The 20,303-nt window shown below is 36.0% G+C and carries 15 protein-coding genes and 6 pseudogenes; 16 read left to right on the top strand and 5 right to left on the bottom strand.

Annotation, left to right across the window (positions count from 1 at the left end):
• The first annotated feature begins 70 nt into the window (after positions 1-70).
• Both L3081_RS14045 and L3081_RS14040 read left to right on the top strand, forming a co-directional pair.
• Positions 71-579 (top strand): annotated as a pseudogene (locus L3081_RS14045) (DUF3087 family protein).
• Positions 580-750: 171 nt separating this feature from the next.
• Positions 751-1,134 carry a VOC family protein gene (locus L3081_RS14040; protein WP_242286742.1) on the top strand — a complete coding sequence of 128 codons (384 nt, stop codon included), beginning with the start codon at positions 751-753 and terminating at the stop codon, positions 1,132-1,134.
• A gap of 89 nt (positions 1,135-1,223) precedes the next feature.
• On the opposite strand, the gene infA is transcribed toward L3081_RS14040, so the two are convergent.
• From infA to ald, 5 genes and pseudogenes are all read right to left on the bottom strand, one after another.
• Positions 1,224-1,442 carry a translation initiation factor IF-1 gene (infA, locus tag L3081_RS14035; protein WP_011043571.1) on the bottom strand — a complete coding sequence of 73 codons (219 nt, stop codon included), beginning with the start codon at positions 1,440-1,442 and terminating at the stop codon, positions 1,224-1,226.
• Between the two features lie 189 nt (positions 1,443-1,631).
• Positions 1,632-2,348, bottom strand: coding sequence for an arginyltransferase (locus tag L3081_RS14030; protein WP_242286741.1), 717 nt, complete (start codon positions 2,346-2,348; stop codon positions 1,632-1,634).
• 99 nt (positions 2,349-2,447) lie between these two features.
• A complete protein-coding gene (gene aat, locus L3081_RS14025) occupies positions 2,448-3,086 on the bottom strand; it encodes a leucyl/phenylalanyl-tRNA--protein transferase (RefSeq protein ID WP_242286740.1) in 639 nt (212 codons plus the stop codon).
• 136 nt (positions 3,087-3,222) lie between these two features.
• A pseudogene (gene trxB, locus L3081_RS14020) lies at positions 3,223-4,169 on the bottom strand (thioredoxin-disulfide reductase).
• A gap of 297 nt (positions 4,170-4,466) precedes the next feature.
• Positions 4,467-5,583 (bottom strand): annotated as a pseudogene (gene ald / locus L3081_RS14015) (alanine dehydrogenase).
• Between the two features lie 173 nt (positions 5,584-5,756).
• Between ald and lrp the strand changes: the two are divergent.
• The 14 genes and pseudogenes from lrp to L3081_RS13950 all read left to right on the top strand — a co-directional run bounded on the left by lrp (position 5,757) and on the right by L3081_RS13950 (position 20,216).
• A complete protein-coding gene (gene lrp / locus L3081_RS14010) occupies positions 5,757-6,239 on the top strand; it encodes a leucine-responsive transcriptional regulator Lrp (RefSeq protein ID WP_242286739.1) in 483 nt (160 codons plus the stop codon).
• 51 nt (positions 6,240-6,290) lie between these two features.
• Positions 6,291-7,856: a DNA translocase FtsK 4TM domain-containing protein gene (locus L3081_RS29120; RefSeq protein WP_420839734.1), complete on the top strand. Its 1,566-nt coding sequence runs from the start codon at positions 6,291-6,293 to the stop codon at positions 7,854-7,856.
• Positions 7,857-7,875: 19 nt separating this feature from the next.
• Positions 7,876-8,874 carry a DNA translocase FtsK gene (locus tag L3081_RS29115; RefSeq protein WP_420839733.1) on the top strand — a complete coding sequence of 333 codons (999 nt, stop codon included), beginning with the start codon at positions 7,876-7,878 and terminating at the stop codon, positions 8,872-8,874.
• 23 nt (positions 8,875-8,897) lie between these two features.
• Positions 8,898-9,635, top strand: a complete 738-nt coding sequence (lolA, locus tag L3081_RS14000) for an outer membrane lipoprotein periplasmic chaperone LolA (protein WP_242286738.1) — start codon at positions 8,898-8,900, stop codon at positions 9,633-9,635.
• Between the two features lie 123 nt (positions 9,636-9,758).
• Positions 9,759-11,166, top strand: a pseudogene (locus L3081_RS13995) (replication-associated recombination protein A).
• Positions 11,159-11,560 (top strand): fluoride efflux transporter CrcB, encoded by a 402-nt coding sequence (gene crcB, locus L3081_RS13990; RefSeq protein ID WP_242286737.1) that lies wholly within the window; start codon positions 11,159-11,161, stop codon positions 11,558-11,560. Before L3081_RS13995 ends, crcB begins: the two are co-directional and overlap by 8 nt.
• Positions 11,561-11,620: 60 nt before the next feature.
• The gene (serS, locus tag L3081_RS13985; RefSeq protein WP_242286736.1) at positions 11,621-12,901 is read left to right on the top strand and encodes a serine--tRNA ligase; all 1,281 of its coding nucleotides are present in this window, start codon (positions 11,621-11,623) and stop codon (positions 12,899-12,901) included.
• Between the two features lie 269 nt (positions 12,902-13,170).
• On the top strand, positions 13,171-13,587 hold the full coding sequence (locus L3081_RS13980; RefSeq protein WP_242286735.1) for a TlpA family protein disulfide reductase: 417 nt from the start codon (positions 13,171-13,173) through the stop codon (positions 13,585-13,587).
• 94 nt (positions 13,588-13,681) lie between these two features.
• Positions 13,682-14,822 (top strand): annotated as a pseudogene (locus L3081_RS13975) (M14 family metallopeptidase).
• A gap of 230 nt (positions 14,823-15,052) precedes the next feature.
• Positions 15,053-16,434 (top strand): annotated as a pseudogene (locus L3081_RS13970) (alanine/glycine:cation symporter family protein).
• Positions 16,435-16,554: 120 nt separating this feature from the next.
• The gene (locus L3081_RS13965) at positions 16,555-16,881 is read left to right on the top strand and encodes a zinc ribbon domain-containing protein (protein WP_242286734.1); all 327 of its coding nucleotides are present in this window, start codon (positions 16,555-16,557) and stop codon (positions 16,879-16,881) included.
• Between the two features lie 12 nt (positions 16,882-16,893).
• Positions 16,894-17,232, top strand: coding sequence for a YeaC family protein (locus L3081_RS13960; RefSeq protein ID WP_242286733.1), 339 nt, complete (start codon positions 16,894-16,896; stop codon positions 17,230-17,232).
• Positions 17,233-17,304: 72 nt separating this feature from the next.
• On the top strand, positions 17,305-18,111 hold the full coding sequence (locus tag L3081_RS13955) for a hypothetical protein (RefSeq protein WP_242286732.1): 807 nt from the start codon (positions 17,305-17,307) through the stop codon (positions 18,109-18,111).
• A 392-nt stretch (positions 18,112-18,503) separates the two neighbouring features.
• A complete protein-coding gene (locus L3081_RS13950) occupies positions 18,504-20,216 on the top strand; it encodes a DUF349 domain-containing protein (protein WP_242286731.1) in 1,713 nt (570 codons plus the stop codon).
• Positions 20,217-20,303 lie beyond the last annotated feature (87 nt).

Genomic DNA, 20,303 nt, shown 5'->3' with positions numbered 1-20,303 from the left:
TTGATGATGGCAGTAATACCCGTTTCATTAATAAAAATTTTTTATCATTTTCTAAGGAATATTCTTTTCAATGCAATTAATTAACATAGATAAAGCACGCTACCGTAAACATTTGAATATTGTAATTGGCGGGTTTATTGTGACTCTACTCATATTATCATTGGTTTTGGGGCAGTTGCTCATTGCTAGTTTTGGCCAGGAAGGTATTAATAATTTTCGATATAACTTTCTTGGCGTTGTTTTAGCTTTACTTGCCTGTGGTGCAGTTTTACATTCCGTGAAAAACTCACTGTTTTTTAAGGAGATTTATTATGTATGGCAAGTAAAACAAATACAAAATTTGATCTTTAGAAAATTGAAAAAAATAAAAGCCGCTGCAGAAAATGATGAAGCTAATGCACTGATAATCCTTCTATACTACTATCAAAGTCTACAGCAAGTTTACCACTTGATGATAATACGTTGACAATCACTAGTGTGGATAAAAAGTTGAATGAGCTACAAGAAACAATTACTAACAAATGTTTGGATATTAGTGCTGAACAATTTACTAAAAAACTGTTAGATTCTTATCGTTAATTTAAGTTTTATGAACTTAATGCAATTTAACTTTACGCAATAGGCATGACTCTTATACCCGTGTCATTAATTAAGTGGACTATTTTATACGTAAAATTTATACGTAAAAAAAAATTGCCAAATACAAGGCATTTATTTCAATAACTAATTATTTAGAAAAAGGAATATTACATGATAGGTTACGTTACGCTAGGTACTAATGATTTAGAAAAAGCTGTGTCGTTTTACGATCAACTGTTCTCCACAATAGGCGCAGGGCGTTTTTTAGAAACAGAGCAATTTGTTGCTTGGTCAACAGGAATGGATCAAGCGGGTGTTTCTATTACTAAGCCTTTTGATGGCAAACCCGCGACAGTTGGTAATGGCACTATGGTTGCCATTATGCTTGATTCAACTGAAAAAGTTGATGCCTTTTATAAAAAAGCGATTGAATTAGGTGGCACATGTGAAGGAAAACCAGGACTACGCGGTGAAGTAGCAGGCTTTTACGCCGGTTACTTTAGAGACTTAGATGGTAATAAACTCAATGCTTTTTATATGAAAATGCCTGAATGAAAACTGTCATAGCATTCAGTCAAATTTTAAAATATAAAAAACCAAAGATATATAAATAGTCTTGGTTATTTTTTTAAAGCGTAAGTAAGCTATCTGGCACGGAAAATAATGCGACCTTTAGATAAATCGTATGGCGTTAATTCAACCGTTACTTTATCACCAGTTAAAATACGGATATAGTTTTTACGCATTTTACCTGAGATATGAGCAGTAACCACGTGGCCATTTTCTAATTCTACTCGGAACATAGTGTTAGGTAACGTGTCTAAAACCGTACCTTGCATTTCAATATTTTCTTCTTTCGCCATGGGGCGCTAAACCTCTATATGTTGTGCAAACAAGCAATAAATTCAATATAAATTGTTATAAAGTATTGCCGATAAAAAAAGCTGCGCGAATGATGCCTAATTGTGCCGCTAATGTAAAGCTTTGTAACGGTTTATTTGTGATAGAAGTTGAATTCTATAAGCAAATTGATGAAATTTAGGGTAGGGGAATTATTTCTCAACTCTCTGCCATTGTTGAGCAACAAATTTTTCATAAGGAAAATAGCGATTTTTATAATTCATTTTTTTGCACTCATTAATTTGGTAACCCAAATATAAATAAGGTAAATGCTGTTCTTTACAAAAGTTAATCTGTGTCAAAATTGAAAACACACCTAAACCATGGGATTTAAATTCAGGGTGATAGAATGTATAAACCGCAGATAAACCGTTAATTAAAACATCTGTTACGGCAACACATATTAGCTGTTTTTCACCCTCATGTTCAAACCAAGTTTCAATAAACAATTGTTTTGTTAAATTACTCGACAGAAAACTTTCAAATTGCTGATTATTAGCAGGGTACATACTGCCATCTTGATGACAGGTATTTATATAATTTTCATACAATGGATAATAATCATCTTTTAAATGTTCAGATGTTTTAATATGAAAATGAGCATTTCGTTTTAAGGAACGTTTTTGGCTTTTAGAAGGATTAAATTGATTAACTATTACACGGATAGATTGGCAAGCATTACAATTAGGACAATGAGGGCGATAAGATTGATCACCACTGCGACGAAATCCTTCTGTCATAAGCAGGCTATAACTGCGATTATTTTGCAAACGTTCATCTACCGCGATTAATAAACGTTCTTCTTGATCAGGTAAATAACTACAAGGAAATGTTGTTGTAATACCTACCTTAAAATCGTTTTCACTCATATTCGTTGTTACTCAACTACTTTTAATCTAGTCTTCTATCAAATCTTCGAATTTAATTTACGGTTACTACGGTAATTCCCCCAACGGTTAATTAAACTACTATAACTGACGAGGTTGCCAAAAATTTTCCGTCACCTGTTTATTGATCGCTATTTGTTTACGCTTTATAAAGTCATCACGTGATATTTCTATCGCCCCCATATCGGCTAAAAAGGGGTTAAGTAATTGGCAGTCTATAAAATCAACATCCAGAGACGTTAATAAATGATTTAAAGCAACTAATGCAAATTTAGAGGCATTAGCCTTGCTATAAAACATTGACTCACCTGAAAAAAAACCGTTGATAGCGATGCCATACAAACCGCCTACTAGCGTTTTGTTAGCCTTTAACACATCAGTATCAAGTGTTTGCCAAACTTCGATAGAATGGGCATAGCCCAATTTATGTAAGTTGATATATGCTTGTTGCATCTCTGGTAAAATCCACGTTCCGTCAGTACGAAAGGGGGCGTTAGCGCATTGTTTAATTACCTGATCAAAGGCTGTATTTAAGGTAACTTTATATGGAGATTTTTTTAAAGCTTTACGTAAGGTTCTATTAATTCTTAAATCACAACAGTTAATAATGGTTCTAGGGTTTGGCGACCACCACATTAGCGGATCATTCTCGCTAAACCAAGGAAATATACCTTGGCTATAAGCATTAATTATTCGCCTAGGGTGTAAATCACCACCCACTGCAAGCAAGCCATTTGGCTCTACAAGGGCGTGATTTACGGGGGAAACGAAAAGTCTGTTTCGTTAAGTTGATACAGCATTTTGCATTCCTTCACCAAACCGACCCCTTATAAATGGGACAAAAAATGGTTAAATTTTATTGTGCGTCAAGGTAGCGTTCAGCATCTAAGGCAGCCATACAACCTGCACCGGCAGAGGTTATTGCTTGACGGTAAATATGGTCAGCAACATCACCTGCCGCAAATATACCTTCAACACTGGTTTGTGTTGCATTACCTTGAGTACCACTTTGGATGGTTAGATAACCATTTTCCATAGCTAATTGACCTTGAAAAATATCAGTATTAGGCTTATGACCAATAGCAATAAATACACCTGCCACATCAATTACTTCAGTTTTGTCGGTGTTAGTTTCTTTTAAACGCAGGCTAGTTACGCCCATGTTATCACCTAATACCTCATCTAACGTACGATCGGTATGTAAGATGATATTACCGTTTTTAACTTTTTCACTTAAACGGTCTGTTAATATTTTTTCAGATCTAAAGGTATCACGACGGTGAATTAAATGTACTTCACTGGCAATATTAGATAAATAAAGTGCCTCTTCAACGGCGGTATTACCACCACCAACAACAGCGACTTTTTGGTTTTTATAGAAGAAACCATCACAAGTAGCACAGGCCGACACACCGCGCCCCATAAATGCTTCTTCAGAAGGCAAACCAATATATTGTGCAGAAGCACCAGTACAAATAATTAATGCATCACAGGTATATTCATTACTACCTGTTAACTTATATGGTTTAGAAGAGAAATCTACAGATTCGATATGATCAAACACAATTTCAGTCTCAAATTTTTCAGCATGCTTTTGCATACGTTCCATTAAGGCGGACCGGTTAAGTCATCTGCATCACCTGGCCAGTTTTCAACTTCAGTGGTTGTTGTTAATTGACCACCTTGTTGCATACCTGTGATGATAACAGGTTTTAAATTAGCACGAGCAGCATAAACTGCTGCGGTATAACCTGCAGGGCCTGAGCCTAAAATAAGTAGTGGGCAGTGTCTAACGTCGCTCATAAATGAGTTCTCCAGAAATTTAGAATGATATCTTTTGGTTTTGCCACCAAGTGATATTAGATATTAACTTTATTAATTGGGATGATAAGAGGTTCTATCAAGGGTGTATAGTAAGAATGTGAAATTTTTCGTAAAAGACGTAATAAAAACAAAAAAAGAGTACAAATTAGCATTTGTACTCTTTTAATTTATCTAGCAAGGTTCTTAAATAGCTAAGAACGTGTTGTAAACATTATACCATTAGTTTCATTAATTAAGTGAGCTATTGAAATGATCACATAGTTAGTGAGAATGCTATTATACGTTTAAGGCAACGCTTGGTTCCACGTATTGATAGCCTAAAACGTCAGCTACTGGCTTGTAGGTGATATTTCCACTAGCGACATTTAAACCTGCTAATAAGTGTACATCATCAAGTAATGCTTGTTTTGCGCCTTTATTAGCGATAGTTACGGCGAAAGGCAATGTTGCATTGGTAAGCGCCATGGTTGATGTACGGGCTACACCACCAGGCATGTTAGCAACACAATAATGAACTACATCATCAACAATATAAGTAGGATCTTGGTGAGTAGTTGCTTTAGATGTTTCAAAACAGCCACCTTGATCAATAGCAACATCAACAACTACAGCACCTTTCTTCATCATTGTAATGTGTTTTTTGGTTACTAATTTAGGTGCTGCTGCACCCGGAATAAGTACTGCACCAATGACTAAATCAGCTTCAACTATTAATTGGTCCATTGCATCAGCTGTCGAATATACCGTTTTTAAACGACCATCAAATTCTGTATCTAATTGGCGTAAACGCGTTAAAGAGCGATCTAATATAGTAACATCCGCCCCCATACCAACAGCCATTCTTGCCGCTTGAGTTCCTACAACGCCACCGCCAACAATGAGTACTTTTCCGGGCAACACCTGGAACACCACCGAGTAAAGCACCTAAACCACCTTGAGCTTTTTCTAGTGCATGAGCACCGGCTTGAATTGACATGCGGCCGACTACTTCAGACATTGGCGCTAATAAAGGTAAGCCGCCTGTAGGTGAGGTTACTGTTTCATAGGCAATACACGTTGCGCCAGAGGCAACTAATAATTCTGTTTGTTGTGGATCAGGCGCTAAATGTAAATAAGTAAACAAAATTTGACCCGGACGAAGCATTTTGCATTCTATAGGTTGCGGCTCTTTTACTTTAATAATCATCTCTGCAGTCGCAAATATTTCTGCCGCATCGTTAATTATTTTAGCGCCGCCTTCAATGTATTGCTCATTATCAAAACCAATAGCAGCACCGCCGTTATTTTCAACAATCACTTCATGACCATTTACAGATAATTCTTTAACACCTGCGGGTGTTAAGCCAATACGATACTCATGGTTTTTAATTTCTTTAGGTACGCCAATAATCATAATAATTTCTCTTTTATACTTGTTGTAGTGTCACACGATGATTTTCAACTGAAGTGTCGTGTTGTTTTAGATAACGCTAGTATAATTGTGTTTTATTGGAATAACCTGTCGAAATAATAAATAAAGCGATATATAATACTAGTATCGGATTAAATTATAGTGATATATAAAGCATGAATTTACTACAAGCCAAGAAATTAGACCGAATTGATAAAAACATTCTAATTGAGTTACAGAAAAATGGGCGTTTATCAAACGTTGAATTATCAAAGCGTGTTGGATTAAGTCCCACACCGTGTTTAGAACGGGTAAAACGTTTAGAAAAAGAAAAATATATCATAGGTTATCAAGCTAATTTGAACCCAACAAAATTAAGGCTCTCTTTGTTGGTATTCGTAGAGATTACACTGACTAAAACAAGTCCCGATGTTTTTGATGATTTTGCCGCTGCAGTTCATGATTTAGATGTAATACAAGAATGTCACTTAGTCTCAGGCAATTTTGACTTTTTACTGAAAACGCGGGTGAAAGATATGCTTGCCTATCGACAACTACTCGGTGACATATTATTAAGGTTACCTTCGGTGAGTGAAAGTAGAACCTATGTGGTTATGGATGAAATAAAATCCAGTAATGTGTTACCAATCAAGCGATAATTTGTTATTTTATCTGTCTATCACTAATCCCCGTATATTATGGAATTTTAATTGTCTTCAGAACTAGTGAAAAATACTGGCGAAACCAGTGAAAAATTTGATAGTGCTCAATATAACGAGCCAATAAACAAACAGTTAAGTGGTGTTCAACGCATACTTGAAACAGGCTTACTTTTTTTTAGCGTCTTTGCTATGTTTTTAATGTTGGCTTTGTTTAGTTTTGATCCTGCTGATCCTGGTTGGGCGCAAACAGGATATCAAACACCAGTAAGGAACCTCGGCGGGGCAGTGGGGGCCTATATTTCTGACTTATTACTCAATTTGTTTGGCTACATTGCTTATACTTTACCATTTGTTGTAGCCATTATTGGATGGTTGTTGTTTCAAAAATATCACAAACTAATGCAGCTTGATTATTTGACGATTGGTTTAAAACTGATTGGATTCATTTTGTTTTATTTAGGTCTAACATCGCTTGCGAGTATGAATTTTGATGATATTTATTATTTTTCTGCCGGTGGAATACTTGGCAATGTCTTAAGTACAACATTTTTACCTTATTTTTCGTTTGTAGGAAGCACATTATTATTCTTGATGTTTAGCTGTCTTGGTTTTGTTTTGTTAACAGGATTTTCATGGGTTAATTTTATAGATGATGTTGGTCGTTACACAATTGCGGCTATATTGTATGTAAAAGACCTACCAGAGACGATTAAAAATCAATTTGGTACCAATGAAATTGAAGATAACACGACTAAGTCATCAAATAATAAAGACGATAATCAATTACGTACTGACCAGTTACCTGAAAGCTCGTTGAGAGATAAAGACACTGTTGATAAAACCAAGACAGAGAAACCGGCAAAGCAAAAAACAACCCGATCATTTTTTGGTGTGAATACTAATACAAGTGATGAAGATGAACCTGTGCAAGAACCCTTTTTGGATATTAATGACTTAATGGATGGTCCACTAAATATTAACGTGCAAGAACATGTGAATGATACTGAAATCACTGCCGCGTTTGCTGCTGTAGAACAAATAAACGTAGAAGATGACAAACAACATCGTGGAGAGTTGGCAACAAGTTCTGATACAAGCCAAGTAAACTTAGTTCCTACGGTTGAAGAAAAATTTCAAGGAATGCCTTCAATTGATTTACTGGATCGTCCAGACAAAGCCAAGAATCCGATAAATCAAGATGAATTAGAACAAGTGAGTCGGTTGGTTGAAGCAAAACTATTAGACTTTAAAGTAGAAGCCCGCGTGGTTGCCGTTTATCCAGGACCTGTTATCACCCGTTTCGAATTAGATTTAGCTCCCGGTATGAAAGTCAGCAAAATTAGCTCTCTGTCAAAAGATTTAGCACGTGCCTTATCTGCTATTAGTGTACGTGTAGTTGAAGTTATTCCTGGTAAATCAGTGATAGGCCTAGAGCTACCAAATAAACACAGAGAGATAGTGCGATTAAGTGAAGTTATTTCATGTCAACAATTTGAAGAATCAAGCTCTGCATTAACCATGGTACTCGGTAAAGATATTGCCGGGGAGCCAGTGGTTGTAGATCTGGCGAAAATGCCTCATTTATTAGTTGCTTGGTACCACAGGTTCGGGTAAATCGGTAGGTGTTAACACCATGATTGTAAGCTTGTTATACAAATCAACACCTGAAGATGTACGCTTGATCATGATCGATCCAAAAATGCTTGAATTAAGTGTTTACGAAGGTATACCTCATCTATTAGCCGAAGTGGTTACCGATATGAAAGATGCCGCAAACGCTTTACGTTGGTGTGTAGGCGAAATGGAACGTCGTTATAAACTTATGTCGGCATTAGGTGTTAGAAACTTAAAGGGCTATAACAAAAAAATTCTAACAGCTATTAATGCGGGCGATCCGATTATTGACCCTCTATGGCAGCCTAGTGATGGCTTAGATCAAAAACCGCCTCTATTAGAAAAACTGCCTAGTATTGTTGTAATTGTGGATGAATTTGCTGACATGATGATGATTGTTGGCAAAAAAGTAGAAGAATTAATCGCTCGTATTGCTCAAAAAGCGCGTGCTCTTGGTATTCATTTAATTCTAGCAACTCAGCGACCCTCCGTTGATGTGATCACGGGCTTGATTAAAGCGAATATACCAACACGTATGGCATTTCAGGTATCTTCTGGATTAAACTCTCGTACAATATTAGATCAACAAGGCGCTGAACAATTATTAGGTATGGGTGATATGCTGTACTTACCGCCAGGAACAGGTGTTCCAACACGTGTTCATGGTGCTTTTATTGATGACCATGAAGTACATGCGGTAGTAAAAGACTGGAAATCACGCGGTGAACCTAATTATATTGAAGAAATTTTAGCCGGTGGCAATGATCCTGATATGTTATTACCAGGTGAACAAGCTGAAGGTAATGAAGATGAAGAACTAGATGAACTTTATGATGAAGCTGTAAATTTTGTTACTGAAAAACGTCGTGTATCCATTTCTAGCGTACAAAGACAATTTAGAATTGGGTATAATCGTTCAGCAAGAATTGTAGAACAAATGGAAATTCAAGGTGTTGTAACAACTGCCGGTAACAATGGTGCCCGTGAAGTATTAGCACCACCACCTATTAGAGACTAAACCAGTTTACTTTCGGATAATAAATGAATATTAACGTTATAAAATATTGTGTGTTAACCATGGCAATAAATTTTGTCATAACACAACATGTGCAGGCTAATACACAAGTTGTGAGTATCAATAATAGTAATACAAGTATAGAACAGCCAACTGCAAATATGCCCAAGTTAGCCTCGTCAGAGGCAAAACAAATATTACGGGCTAAACTGGAAAATTTAGCCCATTTTACAGCTGATTTTAGTCAAGAAGTTCACAGTGTTTCAGGTGAAAAAATAGCACAAAGTGCAGGAAATCTCGCAATTAGCAAACCTAATTTAGCTAACTGGCATACTACTGAACCAGATGAACTTGCCATTGTATCAGATGGTACTAATGTTTGGTTTTACGATCCCTGGATTGAACAAGTCAGTGTTTATTCTTTATCAGCAGCTATCGCTAAAACACCTATATTATTACTAACCAGTAAAGATGAAAATTTATGGGAACAATATACAGTAACTAAAGAAAATAAAACTGAGGAAGTCAGTGATCGTTTTGTCATTTCAGCTAAAGATACTAATAGCCAAATTAAAAGCTTAACGTTAATTTTTGAAACAAATAAAGGTAACAGTAATTTAGCGCAATTTTCATTTTTAGATGCTACAGGACAACTAAGTCATATTAAATTATCTAATTTTGAAGATCAGGTAATACCTAAAGCAAGTTTGTTTCAATTTGTAGTACCAACTGGTGTACAGATTGATGACCAACGTTCTGAATAGCTGATAACAAGGGTTTTTGTAATTATTGTGGAAGAAGAACAACAACAAACAAGTTTATTTGGCTTAGAAGATACGGTGACACCTAATGAGTCCAATTATGATGATAACTCCTCATCCAAGTCAATGACTGCTCCATTAGCAGCACAGTTACGCCCTAAAAATTTAGATGACTACGTTGGACAGCAACATATTCTTGCAAATGACTCCCCCTTAAGACAAGCAATACTGCATGGTCATTGCCATTCGCTTATTTTCTGGGGACCGCCAGGTACTGGTAAAACTACGTTAGCTGAAATCATTGCCACACATGCAAATGCAAAAGTGGTAAGGCTGTCAGCCGTTACCTCAGGCATTAAAGACATTCGCTTGGCTATTGAACAAGCTAAAGTCAGAGCACAAAATAGTACGAATACGGCCAACAGCCACGAAACGAAAACTGTCCTTTTTGTTGATGAAGTGCATCGTTTCAATAAATCACAACAAGATGCTTTCTTACCGTTTATTGAAGATGGCACTATTATTTTTATTGGTGCGACAACTGAAAATCCCGCGTTTGAACTCAATCAAGCAATTTTATCTCGCGCGCGAGTTTACACATTAAAAAAACTCGATGCTGCAGCATTATCTCAGGTACTTAACAGAGCCTTAGTATTTATATCAACTGAGCAATCCATTAAGGTTATGCTTGATCAAGATGCAAAACAAAGTTTAATAAACCGAAGCGAGGGGGATGCTAGGCGCTTACTCAATTTATTAGAAAACTGTATAGATAGTTTAACGAATAGTATGTTGTTCTCCGATGCACCAAAACATGAAAGGCTGCAAGAGGATCTGGTTACCATATCCGTTGAATTAATTGCGCAAGTTCTTTGGTAGTAAGATAGCCCTGTACGACAAAGGGGGTGATGCCTTTTATGATCTAATCAGTGCTTTTCACAAATCAGTTCGAGGATCTGATCCTAATGCGGCACTCTATTGGTATGCTAGAATTTTAACGGGTGGGGGTGATGCACTGTATGTTGCGCGTCGTTTACTTGCTATAGCGAGTGAAGATATTGGTAATGCAGATCCGCGTGCAATGCAGTTAGCTATTAATGCTTGGGATACTTTTCATCGGGTTGGGCCAAGTGAAGGAGAACGCGCTATTGCACAGGCTGCAGTTTACATGGCGTTAGCACCGAAGAGTAACGCGATTTATACGGCCTTTAAACAGGCTAAAAGTTTAGCTGAACAAACTGCAACTTTAGACGTGCCTGAACATTTAAAAAACTCAACGAGTGAGATCACCAAAAATTTAGGCCATGGAGTTGATTATCGTTATGCACATAATGAAATCAATGCGTTTGCAGCAGGAGAAAATTATTTTCCCGAAGCATTGGCCCAAGCAAATAAACAGTCTAATAATCAATCAAACGGTTTTAGTACACAATTTTACCAAACAACTGATCGCGGCTTAGAAAAACAATTAAAAGATAAGCTTGATTATTTAAGTCAATTAAACCAAAACAGCCAAGAGCAACGTTATGAGTAATGCTATTAGCCAAGTCAGCTTGTATCTTTTTGTCGCTATTGGTGGGGCTTGTGGTGCTAGTTTACGTTTTTATATTTCACAATTAGTGCTAAATTGGCTTGGAAAGGGGTTTCCTTTTGCTACATTGATGGTTAATATCATCGGCTCATTTATTATGGGTGTACTTTACCAATTAATAGAACATGAAATTTTAGACGTCAATATCCATAGAACATTGATAGGTATTGGCTTTTTAGGTGCATTTACCACCTTTTCAACATTTTCATTAGATTCTTTGTTGTTAATTCAACAAGGAGACTTACTTAAAGCGGCTATTAATATTTTATTAAATGTTTCGCTTTGTATTGCTGCTGCGGCCTTTGGACTTTACATTGTCTCAGCAATAGCGAAATAAAAGCAATTATTATAGATTTTGCTTTTACTTTTACTTTGAACTAAAAAAACGTGAATAATTATGCTTGATGCCAAACAACTTAGAACAGACCTAGACAACATCGCCATACAATTGGCAAAGCGTGGATTTACTCTTGATACTGCAACATTAAATACGTTAGAAGAACAACGTAAAGCTATCCAAGTTAAAACACAAGACTTACAAAATGAACGTAATACCCGTTCTAAATCTATTGGCCAAGCCAAAGCGCGTGGTGAAGATATTGCACCATTACTTGCTGAAGTAAGCCGGCTCGGTAATGACTTAGATGCTGCAAAAGCCGAACAAGATGAGGTATTAGCGAAAATCAATGACATCGCTAGCGCAATTCCTAATTTATTAGATGAGTCAGTACCGGAAGGTAAGGATGAAGATGATAACGTAGAAATAAAACGTTGGGGTACACCGCGCGAATTTGATTTTGAAGTTAAAGATCATGTAGATTTAGGCTTTGGTGTCAGTAAAGGATTAGACTTTGAAAGTGGTGCAAAACTCGCGGGAACCCGTTTTGCAGTAATGCGTGGACATATTGCGAAACTTCATCGTGCTTTAGCGCAATTTATGCTTGATGTTCATACAGAAGAGCATGGTTACCAAGAAATGTACGTACCCTATTTAGTCAATGCTGCCTCTTTATATGGCACAGGACAATTACCAAAATTTGGCGAAGATTTATTTCATACTGATTTATCGGGCAAACAATTTTCTTTAATTCCCACGTCAGAAGTTCCATTAACGAATATGTACCGCGACGAGATTGTTGAAGAAGCTGAATTACCTATAAAAATGACAGCACATACTCCATGTTTTCGTAGTGAAGCAGGTTCGGGTGGTCGTGATATTCGTGGTCTTATTCGTCAGCATCAGTTTGATAAAGTAGAAATGGTACAATTGGTTAAACCTGAAAATTCATTTAAAGCATTAGACGAACTAACAGCGCACGCAGAAGCCATTCTTGAAAAACTTGAGCTACCATATCGTACCATGGCATTATGCAGTGGTGACGTGGGTTTTAGCGCCACAAAAACCTTTGATTTAGAAGTGTGGCTACCCGCACAAAACACATACCGTGAAATTTCATCTTGTTCAAATATGGGCGCTTTCCAAGCACGCCGTATGCAGGCCCGTTATCGCAGTAGTGAAACCAACAAACCAGAGTTATTACATACGCTAAATGGCTCTGGTTTAGCTGTAGGGCGAACGTTAGTCGCTATTTTAGAAAACTACCAACAAGCTGATGGTAGTATTGATATTCCTACCGTATTACAACCTTATATGAAGGGTTTAACAAATATTAGTTAATTAATGCAGAATGTTTAAGTTACACTATTCTAATAACATATCCATTCTCTGCAACATGTGAAATTGAAAGCTACTAGTATTTTGCTAGTAGCTTTTTTATTATAATTTTTTGTAATTTAATCATGTTGTTCAGGTCTAATAATGTAGTATTCACTCATTATTTTTTAAGGGAAGCACTTGTTAACCACTGCACGTAATTTTTTGTTTCAAGCATTAATTTTTTTCTTGATATTTCAACTCGCTTCTTCTTTCCGTGAATCAAGTATGCTTTGGCAACAGATACCAAATTAGATGCTTCTGAACGATTGGTATTTAATAAAGTACCAACAACAATGGGGGAAACTGTATCGTTAACTTCACAAAACAAAAAAACAGTCATCTATTTCTTTGCACCTTGGTGTAGTGTTTGTCATCTCAGTATTGGTAATTTACAATCGTTGTACGAAAAAAATCCTCAACTGGATGTAATCGCAGTTGCATTGGATTTCAGAGATACAAAAGAAGTCATTGATTTTACAAAAGAACATCAATTAACGTTTCCAATAGCCTTAGGGAATGAACAAATTAAACATGCTTTTTCAGTCTCTGCATACCCTAGTTATTATGTAATCAACGAACATAATTCTGTTATTTGGAAATCTATGGGTTATTCTTCTGAACTAGGTCTTTATTTAAGATCTTTGTAGTGATCTCAATTAGGTTTGTGTACACTGTTTTTGTATTTTTAATCCATTGTGTGCCATGATTTACATGGCATAAAAGAAACAGGTACCTTAATCTATGCAAATTTCTGATAATTTTGATAGCGGCAATATTCGTGTTATTAATGCAAGTGATCTTGGCAATATTCAACTAGAAATAAAACACGACAATCAATCTGAATTTTTTCAATGGTTTCACTTTAAATTGCAAACGGATGTTACACCAATTCAAGAACGTGTGGAGCACGTTATTCATATAACGAATGCGGGTAAATCAGCCTATATTGAAGGCTGGAAAGACTACCAAGCGGTAGCATCTTATGACCGAGATCACTGGTTCCGTGTTCCAACAACTTTTGATGGTGATAACCTTACAATAACGTTAACGCCTGAATATGATTCAGTGTACTTTGCTTATTTCTCGCCTTACAGCTATGAGCGTCATCAAGACTTACTACATAATGCACAAATGCATTTAGATTGTCAGTTACAAGTACTGGGTCAAACACTTGATGGCCGAGATATTAGTCTATTAAAAGTCGGTGAGGAAGGTGAAGGTAAACGTATTATTTGGTTAACTGCACGTCAGCACCCTGGTGAAACAATGGCAGAATGGTTTATTGAAGGTTTCTTAGACCGTTTACTTGATGAAGATGATGGAGTTGCCCGAGCTCTATTAAATAAAGCGGTATTTTACATTGTTCCTAACATGAACCCCGATGGTAGTGTTCGTGGTCATTTACGTACTAATGCTGTCGGTACCAATTTAAACCGTGAATGGTTAACACCTTCAATGGAGCGTAGCCCTGAAGTTTACTTAGTCAGAGAAAAAATGTTTGAAACAGGCATTGATATGTTTTTAGATGTTCACGGTGATGAAGCACTTCCTGTGAATTTTGTCGGGTTGTGAAGGGGTTGTGAATTATGATGCTCGACATAAAGCACTTGAAGACAAATTTAAAACTATTCTTTTGTCATTAACACCTGAATTTCAAGACGACCGTGGTTATGATAAAGATGAGCCAGGTAAGGCAAATCCGACGGTTGGTACTAATTGGGTTGGGAATCAGTTTAAATGCCTAGCTTATACCATTGAAATGCCATTTAAGGATAATGATTTGTTACCAGATTACAGCATGGGTTGGTCTGATATTAGAAGTAGTTTATTAGGCCGAGATTTCTTAACAGGTATCTATCATATGGTCGACGATTTAAGATAAAACTGTTAATTTGTTATAAATAATTCTACGGCACCTAAGTCACCAATTATAAATATAAAAAATAAATATAAAAAATAAATATAAAAAACAAAGAGGAAGTTCTAGTGCAAGATTTAGTGAATACAATTAACGGTTATATATGGAGCAGTGCACTGGTTTATCTGTGCTTGGGGGCAGGGTTGTTTTTTACTGTAGTCACTCGCTTTGTTCAATTACGTCAGTTTTCTGAAATGTGGCGATTGTTAATGTCAGGAAAAAGCTCCAAAAAAGGAATTTCATCTTTCCAGGCGCTTGCCGTTTCATTATCAGGTCGTGTTGGCGCCGGTAATATTGCCGGTGTGGCTGCTGCTATTGGTTTTGGCGGTCCTGGCGCTGTTTTCTGGATGTGGATTGTCGCTTTTTTTGGCGCTGCAACCGCCTATATCGAATCAGCTAATGCGCAGATATATAAAGAAGAGCATGATGGAAAATATTATGGTGGACCTGCTTATTATATTGAAAAAGCAATGGGACAAAAGTGGTATGCATGGACTTTTGCTATAGCAACAATTCTAGCGACCGGCATACTACTACCCACAGTACAATCTAATACTATAGGTACGGCTATAGAACAGGTTTTTTCTAACTCAGGCACTATTAATACAACCATTGGTGTTATTAGTTATGCAAAACTTTACACAGCAACGGGAATAGTTTTACTGCTTGGTTTTATTATTTTTGGTGGTATTAAACGTATTGCTAATTTTACGCAAGTGGTTGTGCCATTTATGGCATTGGCTTACATTTTAATCTCATTAATTATTATCGGATTAAATATTACGGCATTACCTGAAGCCTTTATGTTGATTATTGGAGATGCTTTTACTCCCATGGCAGGTTTTGGCGCGGCAATAGGTTGGGGGTTAAACGTGGTGTTTATTCAAATGAAGCGGGCCAAGGTACAGGGCCACATGCTGCAGCCGCTGCCGAAGTAGATCATCCTGCACAACAAGGTTTAGTACAAGCTTTTTCAGTTTATATTGATACGTTATTTGTTTGCTCTGCAACCGCCTTTATGATTATCATTACGGGCACATATAATGTTCATGGTGCAGGCGAAACCTTCATAGTTCAGAATGTTGCTATGAATATTGCAGCCAATGGCCCTGAGTTTACTCAATTAGCTGTTGAAAGTGTTTTTACTGGAGTTGGAAAACCTTTCGTTGCTTTAGCATTATTCTTCTTTGCTTTCACAACTATTTTGGCTTATTACTTTATTGCTGAAAATAACATTTATTACATCAAGCGCACATTTAAGCTACCTGGTGCCGTATTTATATTAAAAGCTGTTATCATGAGCGCTACTTTTTATGGCACAGTCAAGGCGGCTAATATTGCTTGGGGCTTAGGTGATATAGGTGTAGGTCTAATGGCTTGGTTAAATATTATTGGCATCATCATACTCTTCTTTATGTCTAAACCTGCGATAAAAGCACTTAAAGACTATGAAGAACAGCAAAAAGCTAATGTAGAAACATATACCTTTGATCCGAAAAAATTGGGCATAAAAAATGCCACCTTTTGGGAAAAACGTCTAGATAAAGCCAAAGGTAGTGATATCAATATGTCATAACGTTATCTACGCTTAACAGTATTAGTTAAAATAATACAAAAAAACGTCTTAAGGACGTTTTTTTTTGTCTTAAAAAAGGTAGAATGTTGGCAAAATCAAGCACAACAGAAGTTTATCTAAATGGCAGTAATAAATTGCCCTAGTTGCAAAAAGAAAATATCAGATAAAGCGAAAGAATGTTCTCATTGCGGTTTAGACTTACACGCATTAGACAGCGATAAAATTGCTAATTTAAACCAAGTAAACAGAATAAACCAAGGACAGCGATTAATGAATTATTCGTTTATTGCCATGTTGCTATTTTGTGGTGGGTTTTTATTTATGTTTTGGGATGATGTTGAACAAGGAACATGGCAACACACACTCGCTATGACAAGTACTGTCATTGGTTTTATTCTTTACATTATTATCAGAATAAAATTACTTTTCTTTAAACGCAAAAAATAACATGAGTTTACTATGAATTTACACAGCACCATTGAACATATGCCTGAAGAAATGTATTTACGATTAAAATGTGCGGCTGAAACAGGAAAGTGGCCAGAAGGAACCGTGGTTGATCAAGCACAGCGAGATACTGCATTGCAATTAACAATGGCATATCAAGCAAAGCACTTAAATTGTGACGAAATGCTAACCATAGGAAGTGATGGACAAATGGTTCATAAAAATAAACGCGAATTAAAAGCACAATTTTCTACTGCAGCTAAAGACACTCCAATTACTGCTTGTGCTAAACCAAATACCGAAAGTGAATCGTCGGTACAGAGCAATATTGCTCATTTTACCGATCTTTAATAATCAAAACCAATTTTCTTGCGTGTTTATAGCAACGCAAGTTGTTTATTTACCTTCAAAATGTGACTTTCCATGATTTTCAATTTCTTTAAAAGCAAAAACAACTGGCAGCATAAAGACAGTAATATTCGAATTTCGGCAATAAATGACGAATTAAAAATTGAAAATACTGATGATAAAACCATCATATTTTCAATGCTCAACAATGATGATAATGAGTTAGTCAGAAGAGCTATCTTATTAAAACTTAACAGCTTTGATGCATATTTTGAAGCAAGTGTTGGCAATAGTAAAAAAGCAGTACGAGATTTTGCACTAAATCAAATTCAACTGATCTTATCAGGTAAACATACTATATCGTTACCTTTAACAGAAAAGATCGCTTTTTTAAAGACCTTAAACGAAACTGCAAGTAAGCAATCGTCTGATACTTCATTATTAAACTACTGGTTTGAGCATGAAGTGGACTCAAACATGCTTATTAAGTTGTTTGATGTACTTATCCAAAAGAAAAATATTGCGCAGTTTATACTACAAACCTTTACTAAAAAACAAATAGCAGACGTTCAAAGCCACTTATTATCACTTGATTTAAAAGAACTTAACGACATTTCATTATTAACCAAACTTAATAAAAAAGCAGTAAATGATGATGTATCACAATTGATAAACGATCGTTTAGCACTGTTAGCCAAACAGATAGAAAAACCTAAAAAATTATTAAAACAAAACCAACTAATCCTTTCAAAGTTACTAGCCTTAAAAGATCAGCCCAGTTACGGTCAATATATAACTAGTAAAGGGAACTTAGACTTGCAATGGCAAGACAGTCTGTCTGACATGGGCTGTTTGAGTGAAGATGACCGGAACTATTACTAAATAAATATAAAAAAATTACCGGACAGCTTGAACAAATTTTTGCACCTAAAGCCGAAGCTTATCACCAAGCAAAAATTGCTGAACAGTTAGCTAACGATAAACTGATTGCCAAAAACGACTTTACCAAAGTTATTAGTTCATTAAATCAACAAATTACTACCGCAGTTTTTGAAGGAGAAAATACTGAAAATGCATTAATTAATCAAGATGAATTTTGTGAACAGTTAAATGCACTTCGCGTTCAAATAACAGCGAGTGTTCTTAATAAAACAGAACAAACTGACTTTTTAGAAAAAACGATACAATTAGAACAACGACTGACTCAATTACCGGAAATCGCTCAATCAGTTAGTGAAGCGACTTATCTAATTTCAAAAATTTCGCAATTAACTTTGCCGCAAAATTTAAATGAATTAAATGATCGCCAACAAACTTACTATGATTGGTTAACAAGTTATAAAGCTGTCAATAAAAAAGCTCAAGGTGTTCTACCTCAATCAATTATTGATGCGCATAAAGAAATTTCAACCACGTGGAAAAATGGTTTAAAACCGTTACAAAGCGAGCAAAGACAATTATTTGATCAAACGAAGAAAAAATTGAATGATTTAAAACGCTTACTTGCTAGTGGAAAGTATAAAGTTTGTTTTGGTTTATTCAAAGGTGTAAGCCAAGCTATTCCTTTATTATCTCTTCAGCAGCAACAGCAATTACAACGTGATTTTGATTCGGTGAGTGAAAAAATCGCAGATATTAGCGATTGGGAGCATTACATCGCCACACCACGTAAGCAAGAATTGTTATTGAGCGTAAACGCGTTAGCAGCTGAGCCCTTAGATGACCCTAATGCTCAAGCTGATAAAGTGAAACACTTTCGTAAAATTTGGAATTCGTTAGGGCACGCAGATGAAGCCATTGACAAAGAATTAAATGAACAATTTAATATTGCTTGTGAGCAAGCATTTGTACCTTGTCGCTTATTTTATGCAGAACAAGAAAAGTTACGGGCAACACACTTAGTGACACGTAATGAGATTATCAGTGATGCGACTAAATTAGCAGAAACATTCAAAAATAATGAGTCGGATAGTTCATCAATAGATTTTAAAGCCCTTGATGGAAAATTAAATAAATTAAAACAACGGCAACAAGCGGGCGAGGTTGATAGGCAAGAATACCAAACCTTATTTAAAGTTTTTAAAAATACTCTACAACCAATTAAAAATGCGATTAAAACTTTTCACGATACTAACATCACTAAAAAGCAAAGCTTAATTGAGGAAGCTACTCAGCAATTAGCGTGTGAAGACGTGTATCAAGCAATTGAAGCTGTGAAAAATTTACAGCAACAATGGCGTAAAATTGGCTTTCTTGGCTCTAATCAAGAATCAAAATTATGGCAGCGCTTTAGAGCCATCAATGATCAAGTGTTTGCTAAACGGGAGCAAGCAAAGTCTGAGCAACAAGCTGAATTATCGCAAGTTGCAGAAAATTTTCTTCTATCACTTGCGGTTATAGAAGCGAGTATTAAAGGTGTAGCCGTAACTTATCATGAAAAATCTAGTTTTGTTAAAGCTAAAGAGCAAGCCAATGCATTGCTAAACCAAGTAATAGCCAATAAACCTGTTATTAAATCTGTGGCAATAAAAGTTGAAGATTTAATTGCGCAATTAACAACAAAAATAGCACAACTTGATATTGAACAAGAAAATAAAAGTTGGCAAAGTGTTTTTTCATTATTAGAAAAGTTAGCATCAAGCAATAGTAGTATAAGTGCTGAGGATATTGTTAATGATGATGCATACCAAGATCTTACAAGTTTCTGGCAAAAGCGTTTGGTTGAACAATGTTTATTAACTACTGAAGCAAATAAAGAGTCTCGAGATGAAAAGACCTTAGTACTTGAAATATTAGCTCAAGTATCCTCACCTGCAGAATATTCACAACAACGCATGGCGGTACAGGTTGGTTTAATGCAAGAACAAATGCAATCTTCAGCAATAATAGATTTACAGCAAAGTTTTGTTGATTGGTTAGCGTTAGGTAAATTAGAGTCTACCGATGTTACATTACTTGGTAGATTACAGAAAATTTTCATTGCATAGAGCGGTATATAAACGTTAACTTTCTATTAGGGCACAATCACTTTGTGCCCTAAAATATCGAGTTGTTCAATTTAATAAATACAATGT

The organism is Colwellia maritima (genome assembly GCF_022669015.1).
GTDB classification, from domain to species: Bacteria; Pseudomonadota; Gammaproteobacteria; order Enterobacterales; family Alteromonadaceae; genus Colwellia; species Colwellia maritima.
This window is presented reverse-complemented; position numbering and strand designations above follow the sequence as displayed.

Bases quoted from the DNA above. Each gene is read 5' to 3' on its own strand.
- L3081_RS14040 (WP_242286742.1), top strand. From the start codon at position 751: ATGATAGGTTACGTTACGCTAGGTACTAATGATTTAGAAAAAGCTGTG.
- infA (WP_011043571.1), bottom strand. From the start codon at position 1,442: ATGGCGAAAGAAGAAAATATTGAAATGCAAGGTACGGTTTTAGACACG.
- L3081_RS14030 (WP_242286741.1), bottom strand. From the start codon at position 2,348: ATGAGTGAAAACGATTTTAAGGTAGGTATTACAACAACATTTCCTTGT.
- lrp (WP_242286739.1), top strand. From the start codon at position 5,757: ATGAATTTACTACAAGCCAAGAAATTAGACCGAATTGATAAAAACATT.
- L3081_RS29115 (WP_420839733.1), top strand. From the start codon at position 7,876: ATGATTGTAAGCTTGTTATACAAATCAACACCTGAAGATGTACGCTTG.
- lolA (WP_242286738.1), top strand. From the start codon at position 8,898: ATGAATATTAACGTTATAAAATATTGTGTGTTAACCATGGCAATAAAT.
- crcB (WP_242286737.1), top strand. From the start codon at position 11,159: ATGAGTAATGCTATTAGCCAAGTCAGCTTGTATCTTTTTGTCGCTATT.
- serS (WP_242286736.1), top strand. From the start codon at position 11,621: ATGCTTGATGCCAAACAACTTAGAACAGACCTAGACAACATCGCCATA.
- L3081_RS13965 (WP_242286734.1), top strand. From the start codon at position 16,555: ATGGCAGTAATAAATTGCCCTAGTTGCAAAAAGAAAATATCAGATAAA.
- L3081_RS13960 (WP_242286733.1), top strand. From the start codon at position 16,894: ATGAATTTACACAGCACCATTGAACATATGCCTGAAGAAATGTATTTA.
- L3081_RS13955 (WP_242286732.1), top strand. From the start codon at position 17,305: ATGATTTTCAATTTCTTTAAAAGCAAAAACAACTGGCAGCATAAAGAC.